The organism is Paenibacillus lutrae (genome assembly GCF_009757775.1).
GTDB lineage: Bacteria > Bacillota > Bacilli > Paenibacillales > NBRC-103111 > Paenibacillus_F > Paenibacillus_F lutrae.
On record NZ_RHLK01000003.1, the window covers coordinates 49,639 to 67,426 of the forward strand.

At 48.0% G+C, this 17,788-nt stretch carries 16 protein-coding genes; all 16 read right to left on the reverse strand.

Annotated features, from left to right (window positions below):
• Positions 1 to 164 precede the first annotated feature (164 nt).
• On the reverse strand, positions 165 to 4,466 hold the full coding sequence (locus EDM21_RS06200) for a PolC-type DNA polymerase III (RefSeq protein ID WP_157333956.1): 4,302 nt from the start codon (positions 4,464 to 4,466) through the stop codon (positions 165 to 167).
• Between the two features lie 127 nt (positions 4,467 to 4,593).
• Positions 4,594 to 6,042 carry a proline--tRNA ligase gene (gene proS, locus EDM21_RS06205; RefSeq protein ID WP_157333958.1) on the reverse strand — a complete coding sequence of 483 codons (1,449 nt, stop codon included), beginning with the start codon at positions 6,040 to 6,042 and terminating at the stop codon, positions 4,594 to 4,596.
• A 111-nt stretch (positions 6,043 to 6,153) separates the two neighbouring features.
• Positions 6,154 to 7,404, reverse strand: a complete 1,251-nt coding sequence (gene rseP, locus EDM21_RS06210; protein ID WP_157333960.1) for an RIP metalloprotease RseP — start codon at positions 7,402 to 7,404, stop codon at positions 6,154 to 6,156.
• A gap of 200 nt (positions 7,405 to 7,604) precedes the next feature.
• Positions 7,605 to 8,750, reverse strand: a complete 1,146-nt coding sequence (locus EDM21_RS06215) for a 1-deoxy-D-xylulose-5-phosphate reductoisomerase (protein ID WP_157333962.1) — start codon at positions 8,748 to 8,750, stop codon at positions 7,605 to 7,607.
• A 55-nt stretch (positions 8,751 to 8,805) separates the two neighbouring features.
• On the reverse strand, positions 8,806 to 9,603 hold the full coding sequence (locus tag EDM21_RS06220; protein WP_157333964.1) for a phosphatidate cytidylyltransferase: 798 nt from the start codon (positions 9,601 to 9,603) through the stop codon (positions 8,806 to 8,808).
• Between the two features lie 24 nt (positions 9,604 to 9,627).
• Entirely contained in the window at positions 9,628 to 10,398 is a 771-nt protein-coding gene (locus tag EDM21_RS06225; protein WP_157333966.1) for an isoprenyl transferase, read from the reverse strand.
• Between the two features lie 62 nt (positions 10,399 to 10,460).
• The gene (frr, locus tag EDM21_RS06230; protein ID WP_157333968.1) at positions 10,461 to 11,015 is read right to left on the reverse strand and encodes a ribosome recycling factor; all 555 of its coding nucleotides are present in this window, start codon (positions 11,013 to 11,015) and stop codon (positions 10,461 to 10,463) included.
• 3 nt (positions 11,016 to 11,018) lie between these two features.
• Positions 11,019 to 11,744 carry a UMP kinase gene (gene pyrH, locus EDM21_RS06235; RefSeq protein WP_068774657.1) on the reverse strand — a complete coding sequence of 242 codons (726 nt, stop codon included), beginning with the start codon at positions 11,742 to 11,744 and terminating at the stop codon, positions 11,019 to 11,021.
• 114 nt (positions 11,745 to 11,858) lie between these two features.
• Positions 11,859 to 12,515 carry a translation elongation factor Ts gene (gene tsf, locus EDM21_RS06240; protein ID WP_157333970.1) on the reverse strand — a complete coding sequence of 219 codons (657 nt, stop codon included), beginning with the start codon at positions 12,513 to 12,515 and terminating at the stop codon, positions 11,859 to 11,861.
• 104 nt (positions 12,516 to 12,619) lie between these two features.
• Positions 12,620 to 13,318 (reverse strand): 30S ribosomal protein S2, encoded by a 699-nt coding sequence (rpsB, locus tag EDM21_RS06245; RefSeq protein WP_068774655.1) that lies wholly within the window; start codon positions 13,316 to 13,318, stop codon positions 12,620 to 12,622.
• Between the two features lie 299 nt (positions 13,319 to 13,617).
• Positions 13,618 to 14,127 (reverse strand): hypothetical protein, encoded by a 510-nt coding sequence (locus EDM21_RS06250; protein WP_166541861.1) that lies wholly within the window; start codon positions 14,125 to 14,127, stop codon positions 13,618 to 13,620.
• Positions 14,114 to 14,758: a hypothetical protein gene (locus tag EDM21_RS06255; protein WP_157333972.1), complete on the reverse strand. Its 645-nt coding sequence runs from the start codon at positions 14,756 to 14,758 to the stop codon at positions 14,114 to 14,116. Before EDM21_RS06255 ends, EDM21_RS06250 begins: the two co-directional genes overlap by 14 nt.
• A gap of 46 nt (positions 14,759 to 14,804) precedes the next feature.
• Positions 14,805 to 15,125 carry a hypothetical protein gene (locus tag EDM21_RS06260; RefSeq protein ID WP_157333974.1) on the reverse strand — a complete coding sequence of 107 codons (321 nt, stop codon included), beginning with the start codon at positions 15,123 to 15,125 and terminating at the stop codon, positions 14,805 to 14,807.
• Positions 15,126 to 15,172: 47 nt separating this feature from the next.
• A complete protein-coding gene (locus EDM21_RS06265; protein WP_157333976.1) occupies positions 15,173 to 16,585 on the reverse strand; it encodes a DUF342 domain-containing protein in 1,413 nt (470 codons plus the stop codon).
• 27 nt (positions 16,586 to 16,612) lie between these two features.
• Positions 16,613 to 17,395, reverse strand: a complete 783-nt coding sequence (locus EDM21_RS06270) for a FliA/WhiG family RNA polymerase sigma factor (RefSeq protein ID WP_068774650.1) — start codon at positions 17,393 to 17,395, stop codon at positions 16,613 to 16,615.
• A 14-nt stretch (positions 17,396 to 17,409) separates the two neighbouring features.
• Positions 17,410 to 17,628, reverse strand: a complete 219-nt coding sequence (locus tag EDM21_RS24915) for a hypothetical protein (RefSeq protein WP_235918082.1) — start codon at positions 17,626 to 17,628, stop codon at positions 17,410 to 17,412.
• Positions 17,629 to 17,788 lie beyond the last annotated feature (160 nt).

Genomic DNA, 17,788 nt, shown 5'->3' on the forward strand with positions numbered 1-17,788 from the left:
AACCTGCCAAAAAGTCTAAGCAAAATGTAAAGAGTGGGTCGCCCCACTCTCCGGTTCACAGTCGATATCCTCATTATTGCCAAGAAAAATTATACCATAACCATGTAAACCTTGACAATAGCAAGAAAATGATAGGACACTGCCGCAAAAGGCTTCATGACCGATTAAAACAGCGATAGCTGGTTAGATTCGGGCAGTCCACGGAAACAACCCATACTGCCGAGCAGTTCAACGACGGTCTTGGAAGCTTTGGATTTCGTCTGGAAATCTTCTATCGAAAGGAAGTCGCCGTTTTCCTTGGAAGCGGCGATATTACGCGCAGCATTTTCACCAATACCCGGAACGGCTGAGAATGGAGGAATGAGAGAATCTCCATCAATAATAAATTTCGTCGCCTCTGACCGATACAAGTCGATCGGCTTGAAGCTGAAACCTCTCGCCGTCATCTCCAGAGCCATCTCCAAAATCGAGACCATCGCTTTCTCTTTCGGAAGTGCCTGGAAGCCTTTGTCCTCGATCTCAATCAGTTTTTTCATGATCGCATCATAGCCCTGACAAAGAAGTTCGAGGTCAAAGTCTTCTGCCCGGACCGTAAAATAAGTCGCATAGTACGCGATTGGATAATAGACTTTGAAATACGCCGTTCTTACAGCTGAAATAACATACGCTGCGGCATGGGCTTTCGGGAACATATACTCGATCCGCTCACAGGATTCAATGTACCAGTCCGGAACATTATGCTTCTTCATATCCTGCTTCCACTCGTCAGTCAGCCCTTTACCTTTACGTACACTCTCCGTAATTTTAAAGGCAAGACCGGCATCCATACCCGCTTTATAGATGAGAAACAGCATAATATCATCCCGGCAGCCGATAACCGTCTTAATGTTGCAGATTCCTTTGCGGATGAGTTCCTGAGCATTCCCCAGCCAGACTCCCGTACCGTGAGAAAGTCCCGAAATCTGAAGTAAATCCGCAAAGCTGGTCGGGTTGGTTTCATGAAGCATTTGACGAACGAATTTCGTTCCCATCTCGGGAACTCCGTAGGTCGCGACAGGGGTGCGGATCTTGTCCGGAGTGACCTCAATGGCGTCCGTGGAATGGAAGATGCTCATTACCTTCGTGTCATTCATCGGAATGGTCGTCGGATCAACACCCGTCAAATCCTGAAGCATCCGCATCATGGTCGGATCGTCGTGTCCAAGGATATCGAGCTTAAGCAAGTTGGCGTCAAAAGCATGATAGTCAAAGTGCGTCGTTTTCCATTCCGAGGTTTTGTCATCCGCCGGAAACTGGACGGGCGTAATATCATCCACTTCCATATAATCCGGAACGACAACAATCCCGCCCGGATGCTGGCCCGTACTCCGCTTCACACCTGTGCAGCCGGATGCCAGTCTGACGATCTCCGCATTCCGCCATTTCTGGCCTTGGCTTTCTTCATACTTCTTTACGTAGCCAAAAGCTGTTTTCTCGGCAATCGTACCGATCGTTCCCGCTCGGAATACACTTTTCTCACCGAACAATTCTTTGGTATAGTTATGGGCTACAGGCTGATATTCGCCTGAAAAGTTCAAGTCAATATCCGGAACTTTGTCCCCCTTGAAGCCTAGGAACGTTTCAAACGGAATGTCCTGGCCTTCCCCTTTGAGCTTGTGGCCGCAGGCCGGACAGACTTTATCCGGCAAATCGAAGCCGCTCGGTATACTACCGTCCATGATCCATTCACTATGCTTGCAGCTTCCGCAAATATAATGCGGCGGCAGCGGATTTACTTCCGAAATACCGAGGAAAGTCGCGACGACAGAAGAACCTACCGATCCCCGCGAGCCGACAAGATACCCGTCTTCATTAGATTTTTTGACAAGTCTTTCTGAAATCAGGTAGTTGGCGGAGAAGCCGTATTTGATGATCGGAACGAGTTCCTTCTCCAAGCGGGCTACTACAACTTCCGGCAGTTCTTCTCCATAAATGCTGCGGGCCGTTGCATAGCAGGTATTCCTAATCTCCTCGTCCGCTCCTTCAATGATCGGCGTAAAGAGTTTGCTCGGAAATAATTCGATCTCCTCAAACCGTTCTGCCAATTCATTGGTATTCGTTACTACAACTTCCTTGGCTTTGCTCTCCCCCAGAAATTTGAATTCCTCCAACATTTCACGGGTTGTGCGGAAGTGGGCATCCGGCTTTTTCATATCCTTAAGCGGACTAAAGCCTGTAATCCCGTTAATCGTAATGTCACGCGACATTTTCTCACGGGGCTCCAGGTAGTGAACATTGCCTGTAGCAATAACAGGCTTGCCCTGCTTCATTCCTATGGCAACTACACGCTTAACCGCATCTTCCAGGTCCGCCCTGCTGCCCACAAGGCCCTTGTCCACCAGATGCATGTTGTAGCTGACCGGCTGGATTTCGAGAACGTCATAGAATTCAGCTACCGTTTCCGCTTCTTCTTCTGACTTATTCAGAACCGTTTCGAAAAACTCACCTTTCTCGCAACCCGATGCTATCAGAAGTCCCTCACGGAGCTCAACGAGCTTGCTTTTGGGAATACGGGCGACTTTGTTGAAATATTCCGTATGGGAAAGCGAGATCAGCTTGAATAAATTCTTCTTGCCAACCGCATTCGTGGCGTAAATACAGCAGTGAAACGGCCTTTGATTGGAGAGATCCTTGCCGACGTGATCGTTCAGCCGCATTACATTAGTGATTTGACGCTCATAACCTTCATTAATCAAATGATAAAGGACGTGGCCGAGTGCAATGGAGTCATCAATCGCGCGGTGATGATTCTCCAGAGAAACTTTGAATTTATCGGATAAAGTATTCAACCGGTGATTCTTCATGGAAGGAAAAAGAAGACGCGCCATCTCCAAAGTGTCCACAACGGCGTTGGTCAGTTCCGGATGGCCGAGTTTTTTCAGATTCGCTTGAATGAACCCGATATCAAACCTGGCATTGTGCGCAACGAGAACGGCATCCTCAATAAATTCAATGAATTTAGGAAGCTCATCTTCAAGCTCGGGTGCATTTACAACCATATCATCCGAAATATTCGTCAACTGCTGGATGTGATAAGGAATCTTCTCGTGCGGGTTAATGAAAGTGGCGAAACGCCCGATTTCCTTACCTTCCTGCATTTTAACGCCTGCGATTTCAATGATTTTGTTATTCATGACAGAAAGACCCGTCGTCTCAATATCAAAAACTACATAAGTCGCCGTTTTTAAATCGGCATCTATCGGATTCAAGACGATGGGAACGGAATCGTTCACCACGTTGGCCTCTACTCCGTAAATCACCTTCACTCCGTGTTTCTTGCCTGCTTTATTCGCATCTGGAAAACACTGCACCCCGCTGTGATCGGTTACCGCGATAGCTTTATGTCCCCATTTGGCTGCTGTTTTAATATATTGATCGATGGGAGTGATCCCGTCCATCGTGCTCATGGAAGTGTGTAAATGAAATTCAACCCGCTTCTCTTCCGCATCATCCATGCGTCCTTTGGGCGCCAGCACTTCATTGATGTCAGAAGGAATCATTACCAGCTCGGGCACCATCATAAAACGGTCATACTCAACCCGGCCTCTTGCCCTAATCCACGTTCCGTTGGACAGCAAATTCAAGATACGGACATCCTCTTTCGTTTTGCCAAAACATTTCAGCATGATCGAGTCGGTGTAGTCCGTTACATTAAAGGAATAGAGTGTGCTGCCGTTCCGGAGTTCTTTAACTTCCAGACCGAATACGGTCCCTTGAATCGTCACTTTCTTCTCTTCTTCTACAACGTTCTGAATCGGGACCGGCACGTCCTTAATGTCATAACCGACCATTAAGCGCACATCGGCATCCGGTATCGCGGAAGTCATCTCCTGCTCGATGGACTGCATGATTTCTTGGGTAACCTGCTTTTCTTCTTCTACGATCTTTTTAGCGAAACGTTCGAATTCTTCCCCGTTCTTCTCACTCACGGCATACTTAACCGTAAACTCCGTTTTAAAATAATCCATGAAGAAAGACTTTACCCATGCGTCCATGTTTTTCTTTTTGGCCAGCTCAAAACCGATTTGATCAAGAAGGATAAGGGTCAACTGATTGCCGCTGACTTCAATCTGGGCTTTGCTGAGCCATCCGTTTACCGTTACCGCTTCACGCTGAACCCATTCAAGAAAGAGACTCCAGTACTCCTCTACCAATTTTGCCGGATCCGCTTGCTCCATGTGCAGCACGAAGCGGGTTTTGGCTATGTGAGCAAATTTTTCCTGTATATGACGACAAAAAGAGCGATAAACATCCTGAGGCACAAAATCTTGTTTCACTAAGTGAAACTTCCACTCGCGGTTTTTACGACTGATTTCGACCTTATCGATATAGCCGTCGGCAAAATATGTCGAAGCCATATCGACAGAAATATCAGCCTGCTTCATTAAAAGCTCAAACCGCTGTCTCTGGTCTGGTGTATGACTCATAATATCCTCCTCCAAGCTTTCCGAGTGAAAGCTGCTAAGCACAAGCCCGGAAAAAGAAAAGGGCAAAAGAGAGTATCTCGTTTGCCCTTCATTCAAGATCTAAAAAACGTAATCAAACACAATAAAATTAGTATGATTTACCGAAGACTACGGTGTGCTTGGCTGCTTCTCCGCAAACCAGGCATGTTGGCTTCGTCTGCTCAGGAGCAAACGGAATGTTGCGGCTGGTTGCACCCGCTTCTTCCTTAACCTGGGCTTCACAAGCAGCCGAACCGCACCAGCCGGCAAGCGCGAACCCGCGCTTTACTTCTAGCTCTTGCTTAAATTCATCCAGCGTATCTACAGCGAACATATGATCATCCAGGTGCTGCTTCGCACGATTGAACATATCTTGATGGATTTGCTCCAGCAGCTGCTTAACTTCTTCAACGAAGTTTTCCTGAAGGACAACTTTCTTCTCACCCGATATACGGGAAACAAGTACAACTTGTCCTTTCTCCATGTCACGAGGTCCCAGTTCTACACGAATAGGTACGCCGCGCATTTCGTATTCGTTGAATTTCCAGCCGGGGCTCTGATCCGGACGATCGTCAACGCGAACCCGGACACCCGCTCCTTTAAGCTCAGCGAACAATTCATCTGTTCTTGCCACTACTTGTTCGCGAGTCTTCGGCGGTCCGATCGGGATCATAATCACTTGCGTAGGAGCTACTTTAGGCGGCAGTGCCAGACCGCGATCATCACCGTGCACCATAATGGTAGCGCCGATTAGACGGGTGCTTACTCCCCATGAAGTCGTGTGTACAAACTGGTGCTGGTTCTCACGATTCAGGAATTTGATGTCAAAAGCAACCGCGAAATTCGTACCCAGGTAATGGGAAGTACCGGCTTGGACCGCTTTGCCGTCTTTCATCATCGCTTCGATGGAGAATGTGTCTACAGCCCCGGCGAATTTCTCTGAAGGCGTCTTCTGTCCCATAATAACCGGCATGGCCAGGAAGTTCTCCGCGAAATCACGGTAAATATCCAGCATTTGCATCGTTTCACGGCGAGCATCTTCCTCATCCTCATGCGCTGTGTGTCCTTCCTGCCACAAGAACTCGCTTGTACGAAGGAACGGAAGCGTACGCTTCTCCCAGCGGACTACGTTCGCCCACTGGTTAATAAGGAGCGGGAGGTCACGGTAAGAGTTAATCCATTCCGCATACATGTGACCGATCATCGTTTCGGAAGTCGGACGGATAGCCAGACGCTCTTCGAGCTTCTCGCCGCCCGCTTCGGTTACCCACGGCAGCTCAGGATTGAAGCCCTCAACGTGCTCTTTTTCTTTCTGGAAAAAGCTCTCTGGAATAAAAAGAGGGAAATAAGCATTACGATGGCCGGTTTCTTTGAATCGGGCGTCAAGCTCACGTTGAATGTTCTCCCACATTTCATAGCCGTCCGGCTTGAACACGATACATCCGCGAACGGGGGAATAACTCATTAGATCGGCTTTTTTAATGACATCAATATACCATTGCGAGAAATCCTCACCCTGCGGTGTAATTTCGCGCACAAACTGTTTCTCTTTTGACATACGGATCCTCCTACGAAGTCCAGGCAGTATCGCGTGAAATGCGGAGCCAATACCGCCGCTGGACAGGCATCGTTTCAACAAGATGGTTACAACTTACTATGATAATACAGATCAGCCTTTTATTAAACGTAAAATATCGTTATAGGTTACGGCAACCATCAGAAGCATCAGCATTGCAAATCCGATAAAATGTACCATGCTCTCCCTGCTCGGGTCAACCGGTTTCCCTCGAACTCCCTCGATTGCCAGAAAAACAAGGCGGCTTCCGTCCAGAGCCGGGAACGGCAGCAGGTTAAACAGACCCAGATACAAGCTAAGCAAGGCAACCCAATAAATGTATGATTCAAGACCGTGGCTGGCAAATTCACCCGTTACTTGAACGATACGGACTGGTCCTCCAAGATCATCCATTTTGAATTGGCCGAGAACCAGCTTCTTGAAGCCGTCCAGAATCCCTATCGTGGAAGTCGATATAATATCATACGTACCGGTAATGGTCTCACTGAAAGTTGCATTACGGGTATCTCCCGTGATATAGACACCGACTTTACCCGTCTGATCGGGAGTAATCGTAATTTCCTTGTCTTGACCGCCACGTTCGATGATCCAGTTCATCTTCTGATTGGCGGATGCACCTACGAGCTTCATGAACTTCTCACGGTCATCCCCGATTGCCTGCTGGTTCACGGACTTGATCACATCGCCTGCAACTAGTCCAGCCTGCTCCGAAGGACGTCCCGGCTCGAGCTTATCCACTTTAACGTTCGTAGGAATCCCTTGCATAATGACCAGACCTAAGAACAGAACCGCTGCAAGCAGGAAGTTCATGACAGGTCCCATGAGGATGGCCAGGAATCTTTGACCGACGGTCTTACTGCCGAACTGGCGGTCATAAGGGGCGATTTGTGTCTCAGCGCCTCTTGCAACCATGATGGCTGCGGGCTGAATCGGATAACGCACCTTCTCGTCTCCGACTTCCAGCCTTACATAAAGCTCTTTCTCCAGATCAATACTTTCTACTGCTCCCTGTACAACGCCTCCGCGCTGTTCAAGCTGATCCAAATAAATTTTGGATACGCGGTTATCGGGAGTCAGTTTGACTGCGATCGTCTGGCCTTGCTGAATTTGTACAATCTCGGGATCTTCTCCGGCCATTCTTACATAGCCGCCAAAAGGCAGCAATCTCAGTGTAAAGCGGGTTTCACCTTTTTTATATGAAAACAATTTTGGTCCGAACCCGATAGCGAATTCACGCACCAAAATTCCGGCCCGTTTCGCAAAGTAAAAATGCCCCCACTCGTGAATCGTGACGAGGACGAAGAACATGAGGACAATTTTCAGTCCCGTCTCAATACTTCCCAACCGTATCTGCCTCCTCAAAATGCTTTCTCATGAAAGCTGATTCGTTTCTGCTTGCGTATGCTTTTAATGTACCATTATTGAGCAGGCTAATACAAGCTGATCGCCTATGACAGTATACGCAGATGCATGGAGCCGCTAGACTAAAAAAACCGGCCGACCGGAAACTTTTCCGGGCCGGTCGGTTTCACGGTTGCTATAGATCAGCTTATCGCCGCAGCCGCTTCTCTTGCCCGCCTGTCCGCTTCCAGAATGTCTCCGATTTGCGGATTCGGCTGTGCGGAATGACGGTTCAGGCATTCCTCAATAACCGATTCGATCTGCAGAAACGTAATTTCGCCCCGCAGAAAACGTGCCACTGCAACTTCATTGGCTGCATTAAACACCGTTGGCGCGGTTCCTCCCAGACGGCCGCACTCAAAGGCCATCCGCAGACAAGGAAAGCGGACATAATCCATAGGCCTGAAGTGTAAAGAGGCAATTTCAGCGAGATCGAGCGGTTTGGCGGGCGATGACAACCGGTTCGGGTAAGATAAAGCATACTGGATCGGAACGCGCATGTCCGGATTCCCCAGCTGCGCAATAATACTGCTGTCTTTGAATTCCACATAAGAGTGGATTATGCTCTCGGGATGCAGCAGTACATTTATCTGATCGTAGGGCATGTCGAACAGCCAGTGGGCTTCTATGACTTCGAGTCCTTTGTTAACCATGGTGGCGGAATCAATGGTAATTTTGGCCCCCATCGACCAATTCGGATGATTAAGGGCCTGCTCTACAGTAACTCCTTCGAGCTGTTCTCTTGTCCGGTCCCGGAAGGAACCACCCGATGCCGTAATTGTAATTTTCTTGACCTCGTCGCGCCGCTCTCCATTCAAACACTGGAAAATCGCAGAGTGCTCGCTGTCAACCGGCAGAAGGCTTGTGCCCATCCGCCGCGCAGCCGCAGTAACAAGATGACCTGCACTCACCAAGGGCTCTTTATTGGCCAATCCTATATGCTTGCCTGCCTCAATAGCAGAAAGAGTCGGCCGCAGTCCTTGATTGCCGACAACCGCAGTGACAACGAAGTCGGCGTCGTTCGCTGAAGCAACTTCAATCAATCCTTCTTCACCGTATACGACACGCGTGCCTGCCGGAACGAGAGTCTTAAGCTTGTCAGCAAGGTCACGTGTTGCAACCGAAGCCAGCTTCGGGCGAAACTGCCGGATCTGCTCCGCGAGTAACTCCACATTATGTCCACCCGCAATTGCCTCAAGCGAAAATAATTCAGGATGGTGCGCAATGACATCAAGTGTTTGAGTACCGATTGAGCCGGTAGAGCCTAGTACTGCTATTCGTTTATTCATGCGTTACCCCGTCTATCTGTATGGATTTATCGGATCATCGAGTAGGAACATTGATTTAATAAGGTATAAGGGCCAACCAGTGAACGAGCGGGAAGACGATAAGCCAGCTGTCCACACGGTCTAGAATTCCGCCATGTCCCGGAAGAATTGTACCCGTATCTTTGATACCTTTCACCCTCTTATACGCCGACTGCATTAAATCCCCTAACTGTCCTGACACGGCTACCACTACACCCAAAAGAACAGCTCTGGCAGGCTCAAGCAGGTCCGGACGATAAAGGGAGAAGCATAACGCTACGACAATAGCGACCAGAACGCCTCCCAGAGCGCCTTCAACCGACTTTTTAGGGCTGATTACCGGCCATAACAGTCTTTTCCCGAATTTGGAACCGATAAAATAAGCCCCGGAATCCGTAGCCCAGATACAGACGAAAATAAGCAGCGTCCAAAAAAGTCCGTGATCTTCAATCCAGCGAGTCATGATCATATAGTGAAAACCTACACCTATGTACACAACGCCCAAGAAAAGAAGAGATATCATATCTATAGTAATCTTATTCTTAGAAAATACGGTTGCAGACAACAGCACAAATGCTGCACCCCATATCAGGCCGATTTCATTCAGTTCGTATGTAAACCGATGCGTTTCCCACGGCAAAGTGAGAAGGACCAGTGCAACCATCCCCAGCAGCCACGTAATCCGGTGCTGTTTCAAGTTATTCATACGTACAAATTCATCATAGCCAATTACAGCCATAAGTAAAATAAGAGCGGCAAACCAATTGCCACCGGCTGCAAGCAGCCCCAAAAAACCAGCTCCTGCAATAGCGCCTGTCAAGATACGCTGCTTCAAAGTTTCATTCCTCCAAACCGATGCTTATAAGCCTCCGTATCGTCTTGCCCTTCGTTGGTATTCGGCAACGGCCCGGAAAAAATGCTCCTCTGAAAACTCCGGCCAATAAGCGTCCGTGAACCATAATTCGGAGTAGGCAAGCTGCCACAGCAAAAAGTTGCTCAGCCTGAGCTCTCCGCTCGTCCGGATCAATAGATCGGGATCAGGCAGCTCGGAAGTAAGCATATAGGCAGAAAATTTGTCTTCCGTTAACTCTTCAGGACGAAGGTTTCCTTGTAAAGCATCCTGCATGGCTTCCTGCACACCAGCAAGAACCTCTTTGCGGCCCCCGTAGTTCAGCGCAAAATTGAGCACCAATCCGGTGTTGTTCTTCGTACGCTCAATAGCGTCCTCGATTGCCTTAAGTGTGTAATCCGGCAGGCCTTCTTTCCAGCCTGTCATTCGAATCCTCACATTCCGTTCCACGAGTTCCTGGATTTCAAGCGGGAAAAATTCCTGTGGAAGTTTCATTAAGAATTCAACTTCTTCTTTGGGACGCTTCCAATTCTCCGTAGAAAAAGCATACAGCGTCAGTACCTTGACACCGATACTGTCCGCTGCGATCGTTATTTTCTTCACATTCTTCATCCCGGAATGATGTCCGGCCACACGCGGAAGTCCCCGCTGATTCGCCCACCGTCCGTTTCCGTCCATAATAATCGCAATATGAGACGGAACGTTGTCCAACTCCAAATGGGGAGACTTCTCGTCCTGTGCAGACTCGTTACCAAGCCATTTTTTCAGTTGATTGAACATCTCTTTTCCCCCACTTTGGAAAGATGAAAAGCCCCCGGTATTTCAGGGGGCGACGACAGTTGTTACACTTCCATAATTTCTTTTTCTTTTACAGCAAGAACTTTCTCGACCTCAGCCGTGTACTTATCTGTAAACTTCTGAATGTCATCTTGGTGCCGGCGGGATTCATCCTCGGAGATGCCGTTCTTCTCCTCTTTCTTGATGTCGTCGTTAGCATCGCGGCGGATGTTGCGAATGGCTACTTTAGCTTCTTCGCCGTATTTGCGGGTCAGTTTAACCAGTTCGGCACGACGTTCTTCAGTCAGCGCAGGAATCACAAGGCGGATGATCGTGCCATCGTTAGCAGGAGTCAATCCAAGCTCGGATTTCATAATGGCTTTCTCAATTGCCGACATGGAGCTCTTATCCCAAGGTTGAATAATCAGCGTACGCGTATCAGGTGTGGAGATATTCGCCAGCTGATTGACCGGGGTCATCGCACCGTAATATTCAACTTGTATTTTATCGAGCAAAGCAGGTGTTGCGCGTCCGGCGCGCAAAGTAGCAAAATCACGTTTCAACGCGTCGATTGCTTTGCCCATCCGCTCTTCTGCATTCTTCTTAATCGATTGCGGCATGTATTATACACTCCCTTTGACAATGGTACCGATTTTTTCGCCGAGGACAACACGTTTAATATTGCCGTTCTCTGTAATCGAAAATACGATAAGCGGGATATTGTTATCCATACAAAGTGAGGAAGCAGTGGAGTCCATCACGCCGAGATTCTTGTTAAGAACCTCCATGTAAGTGAGGGTTTCATACTTCTCTGCAGTCGCATCCTTGAAAGGATCCGCTGAATAAACGCCATCCACTTTATTCTTGGCCATTAAGATAACTTCCGCTTCAATCTCAGCAGCTCTTAGAGCCGCAGTCGTATCTGTGGAAAAGTAAGGGTTACCCGTACCAGCAGCAAAAATAACGACACGGCCCTTCTCCAAATGACGAATCGCTCTTCTCCGGATATAAGGCTCCGCTACCTGCTGCATAGAGATGGAGCTTTGCACACGGGTTGGCACGCCGATGTTCTCAAGCGCGTCCTGCATAGCCAGCGAGTTCATTACTGTAGCCAGCATGCCCATATAGTCGGCCGTAGCCCGGTCGATGCCCTTGGCACTTCCGGCGATTCCACGCCAGATGTTGCCCCCGCCTACGACGATCGCAACTTCTACGCCGAGGTCCACTACGTCTTTTACCTGCAGGGCAATAGAAGAAATGATGTCCGATTCGATCCCGAATCCTTGCTGGCCTGCCAGGGCCTCACCGCTCAGTTTCAAGATTACTCGTTTATACAAAGGTCGCTCCAACTTGGTACCCTCCGTTCTAACAAATCAACGTACTTCTATCTTTATTATAACCGTTTACTTATTCTTGTCTAAAAAAGAAGGAACACTACGTGTTCCCGCTCTTGTCAATCGGTATTAGGCATTGCCTTTAGCTTGTGCCATTACTTCTTCAACGAAGTTGTCCACTTTCTTCTCAAGACCTTCTCCAAGCTCAAAACGTGCGAAACGGCGAATGGAGATATTCTCTCCGATCGTGCTGATCATTTCGTTGAGCAGAACGGATACTGTTTTGTCCGGATCTTTGATGTAAGATTGTTCCATCAGACAAACTTCTTCATAATACTTGCTGATACGGCCTTCTACCATTTTGTCTACGATATGAGCCGGTTTGCCTTCATTCAGAGCTTGAGCACGAAGAATTTCTTTCTCCTTGTCAAGTGCTTCAGTCGGCACTTCTTCGCGGCGAACGTAAGAAGGATTAGCTGCAGCGATCTGCATCGCAATACCTCTTACGAAATCTTTGAAGTTATCCGTTTTAGCAACGAAATCGGTCTCGCAGTTCACTTCTACAAGAACGCCGATACGGCCGCCGGCATGAATGTAAGATTCAACCACGCCTTCAGTTGCGATACGACCCGCTTTGTTTGCTGCTGCTGCAAGGCCTTTCTCACGAAGAAGTTCGCTAGCTTTCGACAAATCACCGTTTGCTTCATCCAGTGCTTTTTTGCAATCTAGCATACCGGCGCCTGTTTTTTCACGCAATTCTTTTACCATAGCTGCTGTAACTGCCATTATAGGGGCCTCCCTAATTATCTAAGTATTTTAAAAAAAGGGCGGTGATAGGCTCAAGCGCCTTCAGACCACCCTTTTCCTGTTACGTTCGTTTTTTATGTCGATTAAGCGGTTGTTTGTTCGCCTTGGTTCGCTTCGATCACAGCATCAGCCATTTTACCGGTGAGCAGTTTCACTGCGCGAATCGCGTCGTCGTTACCCGGAATCACATAATCGATTTCATCCGGATCACAGTTAGTATCTACGATACCTACGATTGGAATACCAAGTTTGCGAGCTTCAGCAACAGCGATACGTTCTTTACGAGGATCAATGATGAACAAAGCGCTAGGCAGGCCTTTCATGCCTTTGATGCCGCCGAGGAACTTATCAAGGCGATCTTTTTCTTTGTTCAGAATGATAACTTCTTTCTTAGGAAGAAGTTCGAACGTGCCATCCGCTTCCATCTTCTCAAGCTCTTTCAGACGGTTGATACGCTTTTGGATCGTTTGGAAGTTAGTCAGCGTTCCGCCGAGCCAACGTTGGTTGATGTAGAACATGCCGCAACGTTCCGCTTCTTCTTTAACGGAATCTTGAGCTTGTTTCTTAGTACCTACGAACATGATCGTACCGTTCTCAGCTGAGACCGATTTAACGAAGTTGTAAGCTTCCTCAACCTTTTTGACCGTTTTTTGTAGGTCGATAATGTAAATGCCGTTTCTTTCAGTGAAGATGTATTTGTCCATTTTCGGGTTCCAACGACGGGTCTGGTGACCGAAGTGTACCCCAGCTTCTAAAAGCTGCTTCATGGAAATTACTGCCATCCTCACACACCTCCTCAATAAAATGGTTTTTGGTCGTGCTCCTCCGCCGGCCGCATCTCCGCATAAAACTCGCTTCGCACAAGGCTTAGCAAGCACCGTTATCCGGATTAACCGACGTGTGTTATCAACACCGTCAATAACTATACCACAACTCCTATAGAGGATGCAACAACCTTTGGAGACAAGTTCCGCCAGTATTTTCAGCTAATTCGTATGTTCCTCCGGACATCGATATGCTGCTTTTGAAAGCCGCCTCATTAACTTAAAAAAGACCCGAGCCGGACGGCTGAGTCTTTGCATTATTCGGGCTTGGTAATAAGATTCTGAATGAGTTCATCCAGTGTCGGGGTCCCTACGAATTTGTGGACACCGGATTTAATCTTCCCTGTCGCCTTTTTGGCAGCCATCGCTTGTTCAAAGCCCGCTTGATTCTGGACAAGACCGCTTATACTGACAATCTTCGCGACATTGCTGGACTGCATCCCCGGTGCAATATAAATCGCCGTAACTTGAGGCGGCTGAGGTGCCGGCGGTACCGCTGCCAACTTGTCTTTCTCCAGCTGGAGTTGTTTCTGCAGCTCCTGGTCAAACTGTTCTTTCGTAAAGAGCACCTGGTTCTTGTCGAAAACTTGATAATAATTGCCCGCCTCTGTCTTAAGTTTATCTATATCCATCCCTTCAACAGAAACCGTCGTGCTTGTAGTCAGAGGCTGAACCGTCTGCTGGGCGGATACCATTAGTTGCAGAAGACCTGCACCTGTCATCATACCGATTCCAATGCCTAGGAGTAATGTTCTATTTAGTTTCACGGGCAGAGTCCTCCTGTCTGGCAAGCTGCAGAATAAGCATGACCTCACCTTTGTTCATGCCAAACTGCTTGGCGATTTGCTCGGTCGATCTCCCTTTGCTGTACATCTCGAGAAGTTCTGCATATCTCAAGCGAACAGATGCAACAGGGTCCACATTTGCTACGGCTTCTTCTGAAGCAGCAGCCGTGGACCAAATGGGTTCAACAGCTCCCGGCGAGTCCAAGCTGTGCGGCTTTGGATCCTCATGCCGCGCATCAACCGGCATCTTAATACCGGCGGATGTAAAGACGGCGGATTGCCCCCGGCTGGCCGATGCTTGAGACGCAGCCAGTTGATCAGCCGCGGGTACGGGTGCAGCCGGTTCTCTCCGCTGCTGTTCCAGCACCTCAAGTCTTGCATGGAGTTTGGCCACTTCAATCTGATGTTCCTGTTTTGTATTTTTAAATAACTCAATCAGTGCGTTGTTCTGTTCTTCCAAGTCAGACGCAAAACTATCCATCGTTTCTTCCATTTCACGGACAAGTTCTTTAGATCCGCCGGCTTCGCCGTTCTTGCTCCGGGACCTCGGAATTAGCCCGGCAAATACAACAATAACCAGTCCTAAGAGTGCAATCATCATCCACGGTGCCATATATACTCACCTGCACTTTCCACTTCAAAGCATTTATACCTGCTGTTTACAAACTATAGTCGATATGAGAGCCTTTATACGGATGTACGGCTTTCACAGGCTGCGCTTCCTCTACCTGTCTTTCTTTTGCAGACTTATTGCCGTTATGACCGCTGCCATTATTCGGGTGCCCCTCTTTTCTTACATGTACTTCATCTGTATCCGATATCCGCTCGCTTGATCTGCGGCTGCGTTCCGCCTTCTTTTCGGCTTCAGCCCCAAGCAGCGCCTGATCCATTTCGGGTTTATGGTTCAGCATCTGCTGGCGGATTCCAGCTTCATCGTTTTTATGTATAGCAAACTGCAGATCGATGGCTTTCATATCCATATGAGGATTCCTCCTTAGCTGCTGCAGGAATTATATCTGGCCCTGTGTTATCTGGGCGTGTAAGTCCCAAAACCAATATCCCCCGCCGTAAAATGGAACACAACGCGGTTCATTGGATCTTTAATGAATTTGGTATAGCGGCCAATGACGATTTTGGCACCGCCATAAATAGTCGAAATCACTTCGACTCTGGCACGGTCGCTATCCTCCAGGGACTTTTCAATCTCGTAAACCCGTTCTCTTAATTCTTTATGTTCTTCGTTCGCCTGTTTTTTAGTATGATTCAGCTTAATTCGCAGCGCTACTTTGTCAGGTGACAGCTGGCCGGATGCAGCCAACTGATCCAGTAAAATAAGAGCCTTGTCCGTTTTTGAACGGTTCTCTGTGATCTCCATGAGCTGGGAACGAAGCTGAATCAGTTCATTGCGCAGTTCGGGCAGTACGCCGACTTCAATAATGGTGGTATTGGACAGCGAATTACCTACCGTACGTGCTATCACTTTTTCCCCTGCCTGAACTGTACCTCCTACAATTAACCCCTTAGGACCGTTACACGAAATCACTTTTCCTGCGCGGATTGTAGAATGCATAATACTTTGCGAAACCGCAATTATTTCCCCCGCTTCCACAATGGCATCTTGTATAAATGAAGTTTTCACATTCTTGCCGGCACGGATTAATGCTTTATTGCGGCCGACTATGCCCGCTGTAATATCAATAGAGCCGCTAGCCTCGAGTTCGGCAGCTTCCACGCCGCCGATAATTCGGATATCGCCGGAGGCTTTGATTTTGAAGCCCGGGCTTACATTCCCCCGAATAACCACCGTACCGACGAAATCGATGTTACCTGTCCGGTAGTCCACATCCCCATTGACTTCATATACAGGAAAGACGTTAACCTTATTCCGGTCGGTATAAGTAACCAAACCGTCTATCGCAGCATAAATGGCCGTTTCTTCGGCATCTGTGACGACATTTTTGCCGAGTTTAAAACGCGCTTCTTTACCCGAACGCGTCGGAATCTCTTCGCCTGTAACGGCTCTGCCCGGCGTTCCGGCAGTTGGAGGAATCTTTTTACCGATCAGCTGGCCTTTTTTGACGTTGTTTAAGGTCGATACTTCTTTAAAATCCACACGGCCATCTTCCGTTTCCAACGGCTTGCCTGTGTTATTATTCGTCTCAAAGAGATAGGCGATGTAACCGTCCTTGCCCTGAACAGGAGGCGTCCCCCGTGCAATAACCGTTTCACTCAGCAAATACGCTTCCGGATTAACCGCGACACGAAGTATAACCTCACTGTCGAGACCGTGGACAATACTGTTCGCGCGTGCTAACCCGTGCAGTTCATCTGGTGTTACATGAAAATCTTCCCGAACGTCCGAAAATTTAAGCAGAGAAGTTAACTTGTCATCGGAGACGGATATGTTAATTACCTGATCTAATTCCAAAATCCGATCCATCAAAATCGACAACCTTTCCGACATCGATTATTTTTCAAAAAGTTGAACTTTATAACGACTTAAAGCACCTCTCAAACGAAGCATCGCTTTGGAATGCAGCTGAGATATTCTAGAGGGAGATAAACTCATAACCTCCGCAATCTCACTCAGGGACAGCTCTTCAAAATAAAACAGGGAAACCACGATGCGTTCTTTTTCCGTTAAACGTTCTATTGCACGTGACAAGGTTTCTTTCAGGTAAAATTCATTGACGGTAAATTCCGGATTTTTGGCACGTTCATCTACCAGAAGAGATAAACGTGTCTCTGACTCTTCTTCCCGGATAGGCTCATCTATGGATGTAATGGAAGTTACCGCAATTTCCTGCAGCATGTGTTGAAACTCATCTTCCGTCACTTGGAGGTAATCGCTAATTTCAGAATCTGACACGCTCCGCAAATATTTTTGCTCTAATTTCTGATACGCCTCTTCAATCTTCTTGGCCTTCTCTCGAACAGAACGGGGAACCCAGTCTCCTTGTCTTAATCCGTCAATGATTGCACCACGAATTCTCCACGAAGCATACGTTTCGAATTGAAGACCGCGTTCGTAATCAAACTTCTCAACCGCATCGATGAGACCCATGATCCCAAAGCTGCCCAAGTCTTCCTTGGAAACGTTCTTTGGAAGGCCTATGGCCAACCGCCCTGATACATATTCAACTAGGGGCAGGTACGTTTCGATCAGAATCTGCTTGGCATCTTTTGAACCCGCTTGTTTCCACTGCCTCCAAGTTTCAAAATGGGCCAGATTCGGTTTTTTTTCAATCATGGCAGTTCACCGTCCTATTCTTCAGACATTTGTCTCAGGGCTCTAACTGACTGCTCCGTATCAGGCTGCTTCCGGGTAACGAGTTTAGGCGGCGCCAGCGGTGCAAATCCGTCTTCTTCTCTAGCTGTCGAGTCGGTTGTGGGGATAGCGGCCTCATCCGGAGTAGACAGGTCCAGATGCTGTCCTACTTTGTTCTCATCCAGCGGTTCCCCAGGCTGTTCAGTCGGGTCCACTGCAGGTGCTGCCCCCATCGCGGAAACAAGGTTTATAATGAAGCGAAAAATAAAAGTAAGTATAAAAAGGATAACGAAACTATAGAAACTCCGAAGCAGAGTCGTCTGCCATACGTTGTCAGAGAAGGACAGAAAAAAAGTAAAAATGAACGAGGCTGCA

Coding starts and splice junctions, on each gene's coding strand:
- EDM21_RS06215 (WP_157333962.1), bottom strand. CDS start 8,750: ATGAATAAACGAATAGCAGTACTAGGCTCTACCGGCTCAATCGGTACT.
- EDM21_RS06265 (WP_157333976.1), bottom strand. CDS start 16,585: ATGGATCGGATTTTGGAATTAGATCAGGTAATTAACATATCCGTCTCC.
- EDM21_RS06225 (WP_157333966.1), bottom strand. CDS start 10,398: ATGTTCAATCAACTGAAAAAATGGCTTGGTAACGAGTCTGCACAGGAC.
- EDM21_RS06255 (WP_157333972.1), bottom strand. CDS start 14,758: ATGGCACCGTGGATGATGATTGCACTCTTAGGACTGGTTATTGTTGTA.
- EDM21_RS06260 (WP_157333974.1), bottom strand. CDS start 15,125: ATGGATATGAAAGCCATCGATCTGCAGTTTGCTATACATAAAAACGAT.
- tsf (WP_157333970.1), bottom strand. CDS start 12,515: ATGGCAGTTACAGCAGCTATGGTAAAAGAATTGCGTGAAAAAACAGGC.
- frr (WP_157333968.1), bottom strand. CDS start 11,015: ATGCCGCAATCGATTAAGAAGAATGCAGAAGAGCGGATGGGCAAAGCA.
- EDM21_RS06200 (WP_157333956.1), bottom strand. CDS start 4,466: ATGAGTCATACACCAGACCAGAGACAGCGGTTTGAGCTTTTAATGAAG.
- rpsB (WP_068774655.1), bottom strand. CDS start 13,318: ATGGCAGTAATTTCCATGAAGCAGCTTTTAGAAGCTGGGGTACACTTC.
- proS (WP_157333958.1), bottom strand. CDS start 6,042: ATGTCAAAAGAGAAACAGTTTGTGCGCGAAATTACACCGCAGGGTGAG.
- EDM21_RS06270 (WP_068774650.1), bottom strand. CDS start 17,395: ATGATTGAAAAAAAACCGAATCTGGCCCATTTTGAAACTTGGAGGCAG.